11 protein-coding genes are annotated in these 14,961 nt (G+C 63.6%); 3 read left to right on the forward strand and 8 right to left on the reverse strand.

Annotation, left to right across the window (positions count from 1 at the left end):
• The 5 genes from EN738_RS17225 to rpsL form a co-directional block, all read right to left on the reverse strand.
• Positions 1-1,400, reverse strand: a 1,400-nt coding sequence (locus EN738_RS17225; RefSeq protein ID WP_127284729.1) for a hypothetical protein, incomplete at its 3' end; no start/stop codon positions are given.
• 162 nt (positions 1,401-1,562) lie between these two features.
• Positions 1,563-2,738, reverse strand: coding sequence for an elongation factor Tu (gene tuf, locus EN738_RS17230; RefSeq protein ID WP_095805843.1), 1,176 nt, complete (start codon positions 2,736-2,738; stop codon positions 1,563-1,565).
• 65 nt (positions 2,739-2,803) lie between these two features.
• Positions 2,804-4,894 carry an elongation factor G gene (gene fusA, locus EN738_RS17235; protein WP_127284730.1) on the reverse strand — a complete coding sequence of 697 codons (2,091 nt, stop codon included), beginning with the start codon at positions 4,892-4,894 and terminating at the stop codon, positions 2,804-2,806.
• 29 nt (positions 4,895-4,923) lie between these two features.
• Entirely contained in the window at positions 4,924-5,394 is a 471-nt protein-coding gene (gene rpsG / locus EN738_RS17240) for a 30S ribosomal protein S7 (protein WP_126054431.1), read from the reverse strand.
• A gap of 64 nt (positions 5,395-5,458) precedes the next feature.
• Positions 5,459-5,830: a 30S ribosomal protein S12 gene (rpsL, locus tag EN738_RS17245; protein WP_006202128.1), complete on the reverse strand. Its 372-nt coding sequence runs from the start codon at positions 5,828-5,830 to the stop codon at positions 5,459-5,461.
• Positions 5,831-5,968: 138 nt separating this feature from the next.
• Here rpsL and EN738_RS17250 point away from each other — a divergent pair, with 138 nt between their 5' ends.
• The 3 genes from EN738_RS17250 to EN738_RS17260 all read left to right on the forward strand — a co-directional run bounded on the left by EN738_RS17250 (position 5,969) and on the right by EN738_RS17260 (position 7,624).
• A complete protein-coding gene (locus EN738_RS17250; RefSeq protein WP_127284731.1) occupies positions 5,969-6,307 on the forward strand; it encodes a hypothetical protein in 339 nt (112 codons plus the stop codon).
• On the forward strand, positions 6,304-6,585 hold the full coding sequence (locus EN738_RS17255; RefSeq protein WP_126054430.1) for a transcriptional regulator: 282 nt from the start codon (positions 6,304-6,306) through the stop codon (positions 6,583-6,585). Before EN738_RS17250 ends, EN738_RS17255 begins: the two co-directional genes overlap by 4 nt.
• 103 nt (positions 6,586-6,688) lie before the next feature.
• Complete coding sequence (locus EN738_RS17260; protein ID WP_127284732.1) at positions 6,689-7,624, forward strand: Gfo/Idh/MocA family oxidoreductase; 936 nt, start codon at positions 6,689-6,691, stop codon at positions 7,622-7,624.
• A gap of 294 nt (positions 7,625-7,918) precedes the next feature.
• On the opposite strand, the gene EN738_RS17265 is transcribed toward EN738_RS17260, so the two are convergent.
• The 3 genes from EN738_RS17265 to rpoB all read right to left on the reverse strand — a co-directional run.
• Positions 7,919-8,584 (reverse strand): O-methyltransferase, encoded by a 666-nt coding sequence (locus EN738_RS17265; protein ID WP_127284733.1) that lies wholly within the window; start codon positions 8,582-8,584, stop codon positions 7,919-7,921.
• Positions 8,585-8,660: 76 nt separating this feature from the next.
• Complete coding sequence (rpoC, locus tag EN738_RS17270; protein ID WP_127284734.1) at positions 8,661-12,857, reverse strand: DNA-directed RNA polymerase subunit beta'; 4,197 nt, start codon at positions 12,855-12,857, stop codon at positions 8,661-8,663.
• A 145-nt stretch (positions 12,858-13,002) separates the two neighbouring features.
• The coding region (gene rpoB / locus EN738_RS17275) for a DNA-directed RNA polymerase subunit beta (protein ID WP_127284735.1) at positions 13,003-14,961 on the reverse strand (1,959 nt) is incomplete at its 5' end.

The following is a 14,961-nucleotide window of genomic DNA, read 5'->3' on the forward strand; positions in this document are numbered from 1 at the left end:
GAACGCACGCTGAGCCGTGCCCGCGGACCGACAAGCCGGCGGACACCGCCGGCAAGCAGGATCGCGCAGGCTGAATCGCACACGCCGTCGGCATCGACCGTCAATCCGGCGCGAGCCTCGCTGTCGGCCGCGCAATCCAGCGCCGCCAAATCGCAGCCGACGAAATCGGTCCGGGCAATGGCGACGTCGAGCTTGTGCTCGCGGATCAGCCGGCCAGCCGCGAGCGCCCCCAGCACGTCGCCGCCCGGCGAGCTGATCACCAGGGGCAGCCTGCGCCCGCCAATGCTATCCAACATGTCACGCAGCCGCTCCGGCGTGTAGGCGGTGATCGTGCCTTCGGCCGAGATCCATTCCGGGCAATCGGGATTGCAGAGCGGATTGCTGCCGCGGACGACGACGAAGCGCATGTCCTCGTCGCGCTTGACGATCTCCGGCCTGGCTGTTGCCGCAGGTGCGGGCTCGGCCTTGGCAGCCAAGGCAGCGGCCGGCGTCGCATCCTTGTTCGACGGTATCTCCCGGCAATTCGCCGGCGCCGGCCATGCCTTGCAGATCGTGGCAGCGGTGAACAGATCGACCGAATCCATGCTGGTGACGAGATTCATCCGCAGCATGTTTTCCAGGACCAGCTGATGGATATCACTGGCGGGCGTGTTCTTCATCGTTACGAGCACGCCCTCGCCGACGCCCATTTCCCGGAAATAGGCGGCCAGCCTTTTCTCCACCGCCTTGCTCATCTCGTAGGTCTTGTAGCTGCCGGCATTCTTGCGGCTGACGACCTTCGTGTTGATGACCTTCTTCTTGCCGTTCACCACCTTGTATGTGGTCCGGTAGAGCAGTCTCGTCTTGATGTAGGTCGTGGTGATCTGATGGACGCCGAGATACGCCCATTCGCCGACCACGCGGCGTACGCCGCCGGCAAACATCAGCGGACAGGCCGAATTGCAGATGGCGCCGCTGGCATAGGGTTCGCCAAAATAGTCGGCGTCCCTGCCCTTGTTGGCCGTGCAATCCTTGTCGTCCGGCATGCAGCCGTCGAACCAGGTCTTGCCGACGGCGATGTCCAGCCCGTTCTTGCGGATCAGCCGGCCGAGCGTCAGCGCCGCGTCGACATTGCCGCCGGGCGAATCCACCACGATCGGCAGCTTTCGCCCGCCAAGCCGCTTGAGCAGGCGCTTGAGCAGCGCCGGCGTGCCGGCTTCGATCGTGCCTTCCGCCGAAATCCACTCCGGACAGTTGGGCTCACACCCCGCGGCGTTGCTGCGCACCACAACAAAACGCATCGTCGGGCCGGAATCGGCCGTCGCCGCGGCGAGGCTGGCATTGCCCATGGCAAGCAGCGCCAGGCAGACCAGCCCCAGTGACCACCATGCCCGACTGTTGAAACGGCGCCCTGAAACCACGTCCTGCCAGCCCCTTGATGCAACCTATACTAGTTGCAGCGCCGAGGCTTGCAACAGGCTTGAAGCAATAGAACGAACAATGGACGCTTTTGAGATCGGAAACAAAAAAGGGCGGCCCGAGGGCCGCCCTTTCCTTGTCGATCCGGCGGATGCCGGCTTCGATTATTCTTTGATGGTGACGACGATGCCGGCACCGACGGTGCGGCCGCCTTCACGGATGGCGAAGCGCAGCTTCTCTTCCATGGCGATCGGCACGATCAGCTCGACGTCGACCGTGATGTTGTCGCCAGGCATCACCATCTCGGTGCCGGCCGGCAGCGTCACGATGCCGGTCACGTCGGTGGTGCGGAAGTAGAACTGCGGACGGTAGTTGGTGAAGAACGGCGTGTGACGGCCGCCCTCGTCCTTGGTCAGGATGTAGGCTTCGGCCACGAACTTCTTGTGCGGCTTCACCGAACCCGGCTTGGCCAGAACCTGGCCGCGCTCGACGCCTTCACGATCAACGCCGCGCAGCAGCGCGCCGATGTTGTCGCCGGCCTGGCCCTGGTCGAGCAGCTTGCGGAACATCTCGACGCCCGTGCAGGTCGTCTTGGTCGTCGGACGGATGCCGACGATCTCCAGTTCCTCGCCGACCTTGACCACGCCGCGCTCGACGCGGCCGGTCACAACCGTGCCGCGGCCCGAGATCGAGAACACGTCCTCGATCGGCATCAGGAACGGCTTGTCCAGCGGACGCACCGGCGTCGGGATGTAGGCGTCGACCTGCGCCATCAGTTCGCGGATCGCGTCCTCGCCGATGGTCTTGTTCGAATCTTCCAGAGCGGCCAGAGCCGAGCCCTTGACGATCGGAATGTCGTCGCCGGGGAACTCGTTCTTGGTCAAGAGCTCGCGAACCTCGAGCTCGACCAGCTCGAGCAGCTCGGCGTCGTCGACCTGGTCGACCTTGTTCAGGAACACCACGATCGAGGGCACGCCGACCTGGCGGGCGAGCAGGATGTGCTCGCGGGTCTGCGGCATCGGGCCGTCGGCGGCCGAAACGACCAGGATCGCGCCGTCCATCTGCGCGGCACCGGTGATCATGTTCTTCACATAGTCGGCGTGGCCGGGGCAGTCGACGTGGGCATAGTGGCGGTTGGCCGTCTCGTATTCGACGTGCGCCGTCGAAATCGTGATGCCGCGCGCCTTCTCTTCCGGCGCCGCGTCGATCTGGTCATAGCGCTTGTATTCGCCAAAATACTTCGTGATCGCCGCCGTCAGCGACGTCTTGCCATGATCGACGTGGCCGATCGTGCCAATGTTCACATGCGGCTTGGTGCGCTCGAATTTACCTTTTGCCATGTGATGTCTCCGTTCCTGCTTGCCCGTGCGGGGCTTGAATTAAGGTGTCGTGCAACCCGCTCGAGTTACGCGTATTTCTTTTGAACTTCCTGGGCGACCGCGGTCGGCACCGGCTCGTAGTGGTCGAACTGCATCGTGTACTGGGCGCGGCCCTGCGACATCGAACGCAGATTGTCGACGTACTTGAACATGTTGGCCAGCGGCACCATCGCATTGACGACGACGGCGACACCGCGGGTCTCCTGACCCTGGATCTGGCCACGGCGGCCGTTGAGATCTCCGATGACGTTGCCGACGTAGTCTTCCGGCGTCACCACCTCGACCTTCATGATCGGCTCGAGCAGCTGCACGCCGAGCTTCGGCGCCGCTTCACGGAAACAGGCGCGGCCAGCGATTTCGAAGGCCAGCACCGAGGAGTCGACGTCGTGGAAGGCGCCGTCGATGAGCGTCGCCTTGACGCCGATCATCGGGAAGCCGGCGAACGGACCGGACGACAACACGCTGTTGATGCCCTTCTCGACGCCGGGGACGTATTCCTTCGGCACCGCGCCGCCGACGATCTTCGACTCGAACTTGAAGTCGCCGCCTTCGGCATCCGGCTCGAACAGGATCTTGACGCGGGCGAACTGACCGGTACCGCCGGTCTGCTTCTTGTGCGTGTAGTCCTGCTCGTGCGTGCGGGTGATCGTCTCGCGATAGGCCACCTGCGGCGCGCCGATATTGGCCTCGACCTTGAACTCGCGACGCATGCGGTCGACGATGATGTCGAGGTGCAATTCGCCCATGCCGGCGATGATGGTCTGGCCGCTTTCCTCGTCGGTCTTGACGCGGAAGGACGGATCCTCGGCAGCCAGGCGATGCAGCGCGAGGCCCATCTTCTCCTGGTCGTTCTTGGTCTTCGGCTCGATGGCGATCTGGATGACCGGATCAGGGAATTCCATGCGCTCGAGGATGACCGGGTGCAGCGGATCGCAGAGCGTGTCGCCGGTGGTGGTGTCCTTGAGGCCAGCCAGAGCGACGATGTCGCCGGCGAAGGCCTCTTCGATGTCGGCGCGCGAATTCGCATGCATCTGCAGCATGCGGCCGATGCGCTCCTTCTTGCCCTTGACGGTGTTGTCGAGCGAGACGCCCTTGGCCAGCTTGCCCGAATAGATGCGGGCGAAGGTGAGCGAGCCGACGAACGGGTCGTTCATGATCTTGAAGGCCAGCATCGACAGCGGCTCGCTGTCGTCCGCGTGACGCTCGATCTCGGCGTCGGTCTTGGCATCGACGCCCTTGATGGCCGGAACGTCGGCCGGCGACGGCAGGTATTCGACGACGGCGTCGAGCAGCGGCTGCACGCCCTTGTTCTTGAAGGCCGAGCCACAGAACATCGGGAAGAACTTGACCGCGATGGTGCCTTTGCGGATCAGCGCGCGGATCTCGTCATTCGACGGCATCTTGCCTTCGAGATAATTCTCGAGCGCGGTCTCGTCCATTTCGACGGCGGCCTCGATCATCTTCTCGCGATACTGCTCGGCCTTCTCCTTGAGGTCGGCCGGGATCTCGACGACGTCCCAGGCGGCGCCCAGCGTCTCGTCGCGCCAGACCAGCGCGTTCATCTCGACGAGGTCGACGACGCCCTTGAACTCGGTCTCGGCGCCGATCGGCAGCTGCATGACGACAGCCTGTGCGCCGAGGCGCGAGCCGATCATTTCTTCCGAGCGGTAGAAGTCAGCGCCGATCTTGTCCATCTTGTTGCAGAAGATCATGCGCGGCACGTGGTACTTGTCGGCCTGGCGCCAGACGGTCTCCGTCTGCGGCTCGACACCGGCATTGGCGTCGAGCAACGCGATGGCGCCGTCGAGCACGCGCAGCGAACGCTCGACCTCGATGGTGAAGTCGACGTGTCCGGGAGTGTCGATGATGTTGAAGCGGTGCATCTTGCCGTCACGACCCTTCCAGAAGGTCGTGGTCGCAGCCGACGTGATGGTGATGCCGCGTTCCTGCTCCTGCTCCATCCAGTCCATGGTGGCAGCGCCGTCATGGACTTCGCCGATCTTGTGCGACTTGCCCGTGTAGTACAGGACGCGCTCGGTCGTCGTCGTCTTGCCGGCGTCGATATGCGCCATGATACCGAAATTGCGGTAGTCTTCGATTTTGTATTCGCGGGCCATGGGAGGTGCCTCTCAGTCTCGTTCGCGCTTTACCAGCGGTAGTGCGCGAAGGCGCGGTTGGCTTCCGCCATCTTGTGGGTGTCTTCACGCTTCTTGACGGCCGTACCGCGGTTGTTGGCCGCGTCCATCAGCTCGCCCGAGAGGCGGTCGATCATGGTGGTCTCGTTGCGGTTGCGCGCCGCGGTGATCAGCCAGCGGATGGCCAGCGCCTGGCGGCGCTCGGGGCGCACGTCGACCGGAACCTGGTAGGTGGCGCCGCCGACACGGCGCGAACGCACTTCCACATGCGGCGCGACATTGTCGAGCGCCTGATGGAAGACGGTGACCGGCTCCTGCTTGGTCTTGGCCTGGACCTGGTCCAGCGCGCCGTAGACGATGGTCTCGGCAACCGACTTCTTGCCGTCATACATGACGGCGTTCATGAACTTGGTGACGATCAGGTCGCCGAACTTCGGGTCCGGATTGATCTCACGCTTTTCTGCACTGTGACGACGGGACATGGCTTTTGTCTCTCAATCTCTCATAGCCCGGCGCAGTCAAAAAAAGCGCCGAAGCCGGAAAACCTTACTTCGGACGCTTGGCACCGTATTTCGAACGGCGCTGCTTGCGGTTCTTGACGCCCTGGGTATCGAGCACGCCGCGGATGATGTGGTAGCGCACGCCCGGAAGGTCCTTGACGCGGCCGCCGCGGATCATGACCACGGAGTGTTCCTGCAGGTTGTGGCCTTCGCCCGGGATGTAGCCGATCACCTCGAAACCATTGGTCAGGCGGATCTTGGCCACCTTGCGCAGCGCCGAGTTCGGCTTCTTCGGCGTCGTGGTGTAGACGCGCGTGCAGACGCCCCGCTTCTGCGGGTTCTGCTGCATGGCCGGGACCTTGTTGCGCTTCACCGGCGCCAGGCGCGGCTTGCGGATCAGCTGGTTGACGGTAGGCATTAAACCCTCTTGTCTCTCAATTCCGTGTCTTGCCCGGTCAGGGCCGCTCAAAGCGTCGTTTCCATACGCAAATTCGGGCAACACACCGCGCCTCGCGGTCCTGCCCGAACAAATTGCAGAGGAAGCGGAAACCGCTTCATGCGCGCCGGAAATGTCTTTTCGCTCGTAAAACGAACCCTGTTTGAGGCAAACTCCAAGGCGTGTCGCCTCGAAAAGGAAAGCCTCACATCGGTTCTGACTGGGCGGCTTCTACTCGCAACCCTTCGAACCGTCAACCCCGCGCTGGCAAATATTGCGCGCGAACCGGGGCTTGGCAGCCATGCGAAAAACGCATGTAATTTTCTTGCGTCTTTTTGCAAGCGCGAAGAAGAAAGTGACCGGCTTTTGGCTGTCGCCAGCCCATGCTTCATGCCAAAAGGCGGCATGAGCAGCAGAAACGCCCTCGCCCGCCCTTTGCCGAGAGGAATCAGCCCGTGAACGACAATGAGGAACGCCCGGTCACCATCATCACCGGCCGTGTCTGGAAGAAGAAAGGCGGCAAGCCGGAAGGCGTCCATGTGATGCTTGTGGCGCCCGACGACGATTCGGCGGTGCGCAAGGCGCTCGATTCGCTCGCCGCGGAAGGCTATGCCGAGGCCGAGCTCGATCAGATCGGCGACATGGACGGCGCGCCCGACGACGAGCCGCATCTGTCGGCCTACCAGGGCGCGCTCGAAGGCGAAGTGTCGATCATCACGTTCGACGAGCCGATCTGAATCAGCGTTGAGCTTGGAGGGGCCCACGACTCGCAGGCGTCGGCTTGCCCCGCATCGCTTCCCTGCGTAGAAACACCCACCTTTCCAAATCCTCGGAGTTCCCATGCCCTCGAACAAAGGTCCCATCAAGCTCGGCATCGTCGGCGTCGGGAAGATCGTCCGCGACCAGCATCTTCCGGCTCTGGCGAAGGACAGCGACTACCAGTTCGTCGCCGCCGCCAGCCGGCACGGCAAGGTCGACGGCATCCCGAACTTTCCGACAATCGAGGCAATGCTCGACGCCGTGCCGGACCTCGAGGCCGTTTCGCTCTGCATGCCGCCGCAGTTCCGCTATGACGCCGCGCGCGCAGCGCTCGAAGCCGGCAAGCATGTCTTCCTGGAAAAGCCGCCGGGCGCCACCGTCAGCGAGGTCGAGGACCTGAAGCGAATTGCCGGCAAGCATGGCGTTTCTCTCTTCGCCAGCTGGCACTCACGCTATGCGCCGGCGGTCGAGGCCGGGCGCGCATTCCTGGCCTCGGCCAGGATCAGTTCCGCCGCCATCATCTGGAAGGAAGATGTGCGCCGCTGGCACCCGAACCAGGAATGGATCTGGGCGCCGGGAGGCTTCGGCGTCTTCGATCCGGGTATCAATGCGCTGTCAATCGCCACACACATCCTGCCGGCGATGTTCATCACCTCGGCGGCTCTCGATTTTCCGGAGAATCGCGCCTCCCCCGTTGCCGCGCATGTCGCCTTCCGCACCTCGAACGGAGTGCAGGTGACGATGGAGCTCGACTGGCTGCAGACCGGCCCGCAAAGCTGGGACATCGTGGCGGAGACGGACAAGGGCAAGATGGTGCTTTCGGGCGGCGGCGCGAAGCTCGCCATCGACGGCAAAGTCGTCCATGACGAGCCGGAAGCGGAATACCCGATGCTCTACAGTCGCTTCGCCGAGATCGTTCGCGCCGGCGCCTCCGACGTCGACCTGGCGCCGCTCCAGCACGTCGCCGACGCCTTCATGCTCGGCAAGCGCAATGTCGTCGAGGCGTTCTTCGACTGAGCTGTGCATGCGATTGGCTCGCGGACCTGGCTGGAATGCACGCTCCTGCCAGGTCGACCCCCACTCCGTCTCGGCTACGCCGAGCCACCTCTCCCCCGATCGACGGGGGAGAGGAAGGGCGCGAGCCTATTGCCGCCGACGCTCGTCCAACGCGCCTTCCTTTCCCTCCGGAGGGGGGAAAGACGGCGCTGCGAAGCCAGCGACGGATTGGGGCAAGCCGGTCGTCAAATGAACAGCCGATGACAAAGTGAGCACGACCAAGTTGGTCTGACCATCATCATTCACGGTGTAATGTCACTCGACGATCGCTATCGCAAAGCCGTCATAGCCCTTGGCGCCGACGGTCTGGATGGCCGTGCCGTCGAGCCGCCTCTCGCCGCCGATGAACGAGAACGCCGCGCGTGCGCCTTCGACATTGGCGTCGCCGCCATCTTCGTCCACTACTGCACCGTCACGAATGACATTGTCGCAGACGATGACCGTTCCAGGCCGTGACAGCTTCATTGCCCAGTCGAGATAATTCGGATTGTTCGGCTTGTCGGCGTCGATGAAGACCAGATCGAACGGACCGGCGTTTTCGCCACTCAGCGCGGCGAGCGATTGAAGCGCCGGACCGATGCGCAGATCGATCCGGTCTGACACCCCTGCCCGCTCGAAATTAGAGCGTGCGACCCTGGCATGGTGCGGATCGAGCTCCAGCGTCACGACCTTCCCATCAACGGGTAATCCCCGCGCCATCCAGATGGTCGAGTAGCCGCCAAGGGTTCCGATTTCCAGCACCCTTCTCGCGCCCCGGATGCGCACCAGCAGCGACAGCAGCTTGCCTTGCGCGGCCGAGACGTCGATCGCCGGCAGGCCCTGGTCGCGATTGGCCGCGAGCACTGCGTCAAGCACGGGATCCGCCGCGAACAGCGAGGAAACGATGTAGTCGTCGACGGCCGTCCAGGTCTTCTTGCTCATGATGATTCCTCGTGCCGCTGAAAACGCGAAAAGGGGCCACGCGGGCCCCTTTCCTTCTTCTCTTGTCGTCACGCGCTTACTGCGCGGCGGTGACCATGTCGGTCAGCATCGGCTCGGCGACCTCGACGCCAGACGCCTTGCGGCGCTCGTCGATGATCAACTCGTCGCGCGAGGTGGCGATGCGCCGGATCTGGCTCATCGTGCCGCCCGTGCCGGCCGGAATCAGCCGGCCGACGATGACGTTTTCCTTCAGGCCCTGCAGCATGTCGGTCTTGCCGGCAACCGCCGCTTCGGTGAGCACCCTCGTCGTCTCCTGGAAAGAGGCGGCCGAGATGAAGGACGGCGTCTGCAGCGAAGCCTTGGTGATGCCGAGCAGCACCGGCTGGCCTTCGGCCGGCTTCTTGCCGTCGTCGATCAGCCGCTCGTTGACCTCTTCCAGCTCGATCACGTCGACGTGGTCGCCGGGAATGTAGGTCGAGTCGCCCTGCGTGGTGATCTCGACCTTCTGCAGCATCTGGCGAACGATCACCTCGATGTGCTTGTCGTTGATCGACACGCCCTGCAGGCGGTAGACCTCCTGGATCTCGTTGACGAGGTAGGACGCAAGTGCCTCCACGCCCTTGATCGCCAGGATGTCGTGCGGCGCCGGATTGCCGTCGAGGATGTAGTCGCCCTTCTCGATGACGTCGCCGTCCTGCAGATGGAACGGCTTGCCCTTCGGGATCAGGTATTCGACCGGCTCGAGCGTCGAGTCATGCGGCTCGATGATGATGCGGCGCTTGTTCTTGTAGTCGCGGCCGAAGCGGACCGTGCCGTCGATCTCGGCGATGATGGCGTGATCCTTCGGACGACGTGCCTCGAACAGCTCGGCAACACGCGGCAGACCGCCGGTGATGTCCTTGGTCTTGGCGCTTTCCATCGGGATACGCGCCAGCACGTCGCCGGGACGGACATGCGCGCCCGGCTCGACCGAGAGGATGGCCTCGACCGAGAGCAGGAAGCGGGCATCGCCGCCCTTCGACAGCTTGCCGACCTTGCCCTTGGCGTCATGCACGACGATCGCCGGCTTCAGGTCGTTGCCGCGCGGCGTCGAGCGCCAGTCGATGACCTCACGCTTGGTGATGCCGGTCGATTCGTCGGCCGTTTCCTGCACGGAAATGCCGTCGACCAGATCCTCGAACTGCACCTTGCCCTCGATTTCGGTGAGGATCGGGCGGGTGTAGGGATCCCACTCGGCGATGCGCTGGCCGCGCTTCACCTTGTCGCCATCGTCCACGAAAATGCGCGAGCCATAAGTGACGCGGTGCGTGGCGCGTTCCTTGCCGGTCTCGTCGAGGATCAGCACCGCCATGTTGCGGCCCATGACCATCTGCTGGCCGTCCGAGTTGCGCACCACGTTGCGGTTGCGGATCTCGACCTTGCCCTCATACGAGGCTTCGAGGAACGAGGAGTCCACCACCTGCGCCGTACCGCCCATGTGGAAGGTACGCATGGTGAGCTGGGTGCCCGGCTCGCCGATCGACTGCGCCGCGATGACGCCGACGGCTTCGCCCTGGTTGACAGGCGTGCCGCGGGCTAGGTCGCGACCGTAGCAGACCGCGCAGACGCCGGTCCTGACCTCGCAGGTCAGCGCCGAGCGGATGCGCACCGACTGGACGCCGGCCTTTTCGATCTGTTCCACGTCGCGTTCGTCCATCAGCGTTCCGGCCTTGACCAGAACCTCGCCCGACACCGGATGGTTGATGTCGTCGAGCGACGTGCGGCCGAGAACACGCTGGCCGATCGAGGCGACGATCTGGCCGGCATCGACGATCGGCTGCATGGTGAGGCCCTTGTCGGTGCCGCAGTCGAGCGAGTTGACGATGCAGTCCTGCGCCACGTCGACAAGACGACGGGTGAGGTAACCCGAGTTAGCCGTCTTCAAGGCGGTGTCGGCCAGACCCTTGCGGGCGCCGTGGGTCGAGTTGAAGTACTCGAGCACGGTGAGGCCTTCCTTGAAGTTCGAGATGATCGGCGTCTCGATGATTTCACCCGACGGCTTGGCCATCAGGCCGCGCATGCCGGCGAGCTGACGCATCTGGGTGGGCGAACCGCGCGCACCCGAATGCGACATCATGTAGATCGAGTTCATCGGCTTCTGACGGCCGTTGTCCTCGAACTCGACGGCCTTGATGCGGGCCATCATCTCGTCGGCGACCTTTTCCGAGCACTTGGCCCAGGCGTCGACGACCTTGTTGTACTTCTCGCCCTGGGTGATCAGGCCGTCATTGTACTGCTGCTCGTATTCCTTGGCCAAAGCCTCGGTCTCGGACACCAGCTTGATCTTGGTGTCCGGGATCAGCATGTCGTCCTTGCCGAACGAAATGCCGGCACGGCAGGCATGCGCGAAGCCGAGCGCCATGATGCGGTCGCAGAAGATAACCGTCTCCTTCTGACCGCAATGGCGGTAGACGGTGTCGATCATCTTGGAGATGTTCTTCTTGGTCATCTCCTGGTTGGCGGTCTCGTAAGGCACGTTGACGTTCTTCGGCAGCAGCTCGCCGATGATCATGCGGCCAGGGGTGGTGTCGTAGATCTTCGACACGACATTGCCTTCGGCGTCGACCGAGCGGAAGCGGCCCTTGATCTTGGCGTGCAGCGTCACCGCCTTGGTCTCGAGCGCATGCTGCAGCTCGCCCATGTCGGCGAACACCATGCCCTCGCCCGGCTCGTTCTGGTTGACGATCGAGAGATAGTAGAGACCGAGAACCATGTCCTGCGACGGCACGATGATCGGCGCGCCGGAAGCCGGGTGCAGGATGTTGTTGGTCGACATCATCAGCACGCGGGCTTCGAGCTGCGCTTCCAGCGACAGCGGCACGTGGACGGCCATCTGGTCGCCGTCGAAGTCGGCGTTGAAGGCCGTGCAGACCAGCGGATGCAGCTGGATCGCCTTGCCTTCGATCAGGATCGGCTCGAACGCCTGGATGCCGAGGCGGTGCAGCGTCGGCGCGCGGTTCAACAGCACCGGATGCTCGCGGATGACCTCGTCGAGGATATCCCAGACCTCCGGACGCTCCTTCTCGACCAGCTTCTTGGCCTGCTTGACGGTCGAGGAGAAACCCTTGGCGTCGAGGCGGGCGTAGATGAAGGGCTTGAACAGCTCGAGCGCCATCTTCTTCGGCAGGCCGCACTGGTGCAGCTTGAGCTCCGGACCGGTCACGATGACCGAGCGGCCGGAATAGTCGACGCGCTTGCCTAGCAGGTTCTGGCGGAACCGGCCCTGCTTGCCCTTCAGCATGTCGGACAGCGACTTCAGCGGACGCTTGTTGGCGCCGGTGATGACGCGGCCGCGACGGCCGTTGTCGAACAGGGCGTCGACCGCTTCCTGCAGCATGCGCTTTTCATTGCGCACGATGATGCCAGGCGCGCGCAGCTCGATCAGCCGCTTCAGGCGGTTGTTGCGGTTGATGACGCGGCGATAGAGGTCGTTGAGGTCGGACGTGGCGAAACGGCCGCCATCCAGCGGGACGAGCGGACGCAGGTCCGGCGGGATCACCGGAACCACCTTCATGATCATCCATTCCGGACGGTTGCCGGACTCCATGAAGTTCTCGACGACCTTGAGCCGCTTCAGATACTTCTTCTGCTTCAGCTCGGAGGTGGTCGAAGCCAGTTCCGAACGCAGGTCGCCGGCGATCTTCTCCAGGTCCATGCCGGCCAGGAGGTCGTGGATGGCCTCGGCGCCGATCATGGCGGTGAACGAATCCTCGCCATACTCGTCGACGGCCAGCATGTACTCTTCCTCGCTGAGCAGCTGGTGCTCCTTCAGCGCGGTGAGGCCGGGCTCGGTGACGATGTAGTTCTCGAAGTAGAGGACGCGCTCGATGTCCTTCAGCGTCATGTCGAGCAGCGTGCCGATGCGCGACGGCAGCGACTTCAGGAACCAGATATGGGCGACCGGCGCGGCGAGCTCGATATGGCCCATGCGCTCGCGCCGCACCCGCGACAGCGTGACTTCGACGCCGCACTTCTCGCAGATGACGCCCTTGTACTTCATGCGCTTGTACTTGCCGCACAGGCACTCGTAGTCCTTGATCGGTCCGAAAATGCGCGCGCAGAACAGGCCGTCACGCTCCGGCTTGAAGGTGCGGTAGTTGATGGTCTCCGGCTTCTTGATCTCGCCGAACGACCAGGACAGAATCTTCTCAGGGCTGGCGAGCGAAATCCGGATGGAATCGAACACCTGCGCCGGCGCCTGGGGATTGAAGAGATTCATGACCTCTTGGTTCATGCCGTTCTCCTTTTCGGGGTCCTCGAAAACCCCTTGCATCTGACGCGGGCCGAATGCCCGCTGAGTGGTCGGCCCACCGGCCGAAGAATTTGATTGGCGCGCCGCGATCTTGCGCGGCGCGCCGTTGCCTTATTCGGCTGCGCCCCTATTCGGCAGCATCTGGCAGCCGCACCGGAGCGTCGTCAAGCTTGGTGTTCTCCAGCTCGACATTGAGGCCGAGGGACCGCATTTCCTTGACGAGAACGTTGAAGCTCTCCGGAATGCCGGCCTCGAACGTGTCGTCGCCACGGACGATAGCTTCGTAGACCTTGGTGCGTCCGGCGACGTCGTCCGACTTCACCGTCAGCATCTCCTGCAGCGTGTAGGCGGCGCCGTACGCTTCGAGCGCCCAGACCTCCATTTCGCCGAAGCGCTGGCCGCCGAACTGCGCCTTGCCGCCCAGCGGCTGCTGGGTGACCAGCGAGTACGGGCCGATCGAACGCGCGTGGATCTTGTCGTCCACCAGGTGGTGAAGCTTGAGCATATAGATATAGCCCATCGTCACCTTGCGATCGAACGGCTCGCCGGTGCGTCCGTCATAGAGCTGCGACTGACCGCTGGTGTGCAGGCCCGCCTGCTCCAGCATGATGTTGATGTCGCCCTCATGCGCGCCGTCGAACACCGGGGTCGCGATGGAGACGCCGCGGCGCATCTGCTCGCCGAGGCGAATGATGCTTTCGTCGTCGTACTCGCGGACCGGCTCGTTGCGGTCATTGGCCGGCATGAAGCTCTCGATCGTCTTGCGCAGCGGCTTGATGTCGCCGCCCGCCTTGTACGCCTCGATCAGCTCGCCGATCTTCCTGCCCATGCCGGCGCAGGCCCAGCCCAGATGCGTTTCCAGGATCTGGCCGACATTCATGCGGCTCGGCACACCCAGCGGGTTGAGCACGATATCGGCATGCGTGCCGTCCTCGAGGAAAGGCATGTCCTCGACCGGAACGATGCGCGACACGACACCCTTGTTGCCGTGCCGGCCGGCCATCTTGTCGCCCGGCTGCATCTTGCGCTTCACGGCCACGAAGACCTTGACCATCTTCATGACGCCCGGAGGCATTTCGTCGCCGCGCTGCACCTTCTCGACCTTGTCCATGAAGCGCTGTTCCAGCGCCTTCTTGGAATCGTCGTACTGGCCGCGCAGGGCTTCCAGTTCGCTTTGGAGCTTTTCGTTCTCCACCGCGAACTGCCACCACTGCGAGCGCGGATAGTCGTCCAGCGTATCCTTCGCCAGCTTCGAGCCCTTCTTGAAGCCCTTCGGTCCGGCAATCGCATCCTTGCCGACCAGCATGTCGGACAGGCGCGAATAGACGTTGCGGTCGAGGATCGCCTGCTCGTCGTCGCGGTCCTTGGCCAGGCGTTCGATCTCCTCGCGCTCGATCGCCATGGCGCGCTCGTCCTTCTCCACGCCGTGGCGGTTGAAGACGCGCACTTCGACGACCGTGCCGAAGGTGCCCGGAGGCATGCGCATGGAGGTATCGCGCACGTCGGAGGCCTTTTCGCCGAAGATGGCGCGCAGAAGCTTCTCTTCCGGCGTCATCGGGCTTTCACCCTTCGGCGTGATCTTGCCGACCAGGATGTCGCCCGGCTGCACTTCGGCGCCGATGTAGACGATGCCAGCTTCGTCGAGGTTCTTCAGCGCTTCTTCCGAGACGTTCGGAATGTCGCGCGTGATTTCCTCCGGCCCGAGCTTGGTGTCGCGCGCCATGACCTCGAACTCCTCGATGTGGATCGAGGTGAAGACGTCGTCGGCGACGATGCGTTCCGACAAGAGGATGGAGTCCTCGTAGTTGTAGCCGTTCCACGGCATGAACGCGACCAGCACGTTGCGGCCGAGCGCCAGATCGCCGAGCTCCGTCGACGGACCGTCGGCGATGATGTCGCCCTTGTTGACGCGGTCGCCCATGCGCACCAGCGGACGCTGGTTGATGCAGGTGTTCTGGTTCGAACGCTGGAACTTCATCAGCCGGTAGATGTCGACGCCCGACTTGCCGGGATCGAGATCTTCCGTGGCGCGGATGACGATACGCGTCGCGTCCACCTGGTCGACGATGCCGCCGCGGCGGGCGCC

The sequence above is a fragment of the Mesorhizobium sp. M4B.F.Ca.ET.017.02.2.1 genome (assembly GCF_003998955.1).
GTDB classification, from domain to species: Bacteria; Pseudomonadota; Alphaproteobacteria; order Rhizobiales; family Rhizobiaceae; genus Mesorhizobium; species Mesorhizobium abyssinicae.

Bases quoted from the DNA above. Each gene is read 5' to 3' on its own strand.
- tuf (WP_095805843.1), bottom strand. From the start codon at position 2,738: ATGGCAAAAGGTAAATTCGAGCGCACCAAGCCGCATGTGAACATTGGC.
- fusA (WP_127284730.1), bottom strand. From the start codon at position 4,894: ATGGCCCGCGAATACAAAATCGAAGACTACCGCAATTTCGGTATCATG.
- rpsG (WP_126054431.1), bottom strand. From the start codon at position 5,394: ATGTCCCGTCGTCACAGTGCAGAAAAGCGTGAGATCAATCCGGACCCG.
- rpsL (WP_006202128.1), bottom strand. From the start codon at position 5,830: ATGCCTACCGTCAACCAGCTGATCCGCAAGCCGCGCCTGGCGCCGGTG.
- EN738_RS17250 (WP_127284731.1), top strand. From the start codon at position 5,969: ATGCGCGCCGGAAATGTCTTTTCGCTCGTAAAACGAACCCTGTTTGAG.
- EN738_RS17260 (WP_127284732.1), top strand. From the start codon at position 6,689: ATGCCCTCGAACAAAGGTCCCATCAAGCTCGGCATCGTCGGCGTCGGG.
- EN738_RS17265 (WP_127284733.1), bottom strand. From the start codon at position 8,584: ATGAGCAAGAAGACCTGGACGGCCGTCGACGACTACATCGTTTCCTCG.
- rpoC (WP_127284734.1), bottom strand. From the start codon at position 12,857: ATGAACCAAGAGGTCATGAATCTCTTCAATCCCCAGGCGCCGGCGCAG.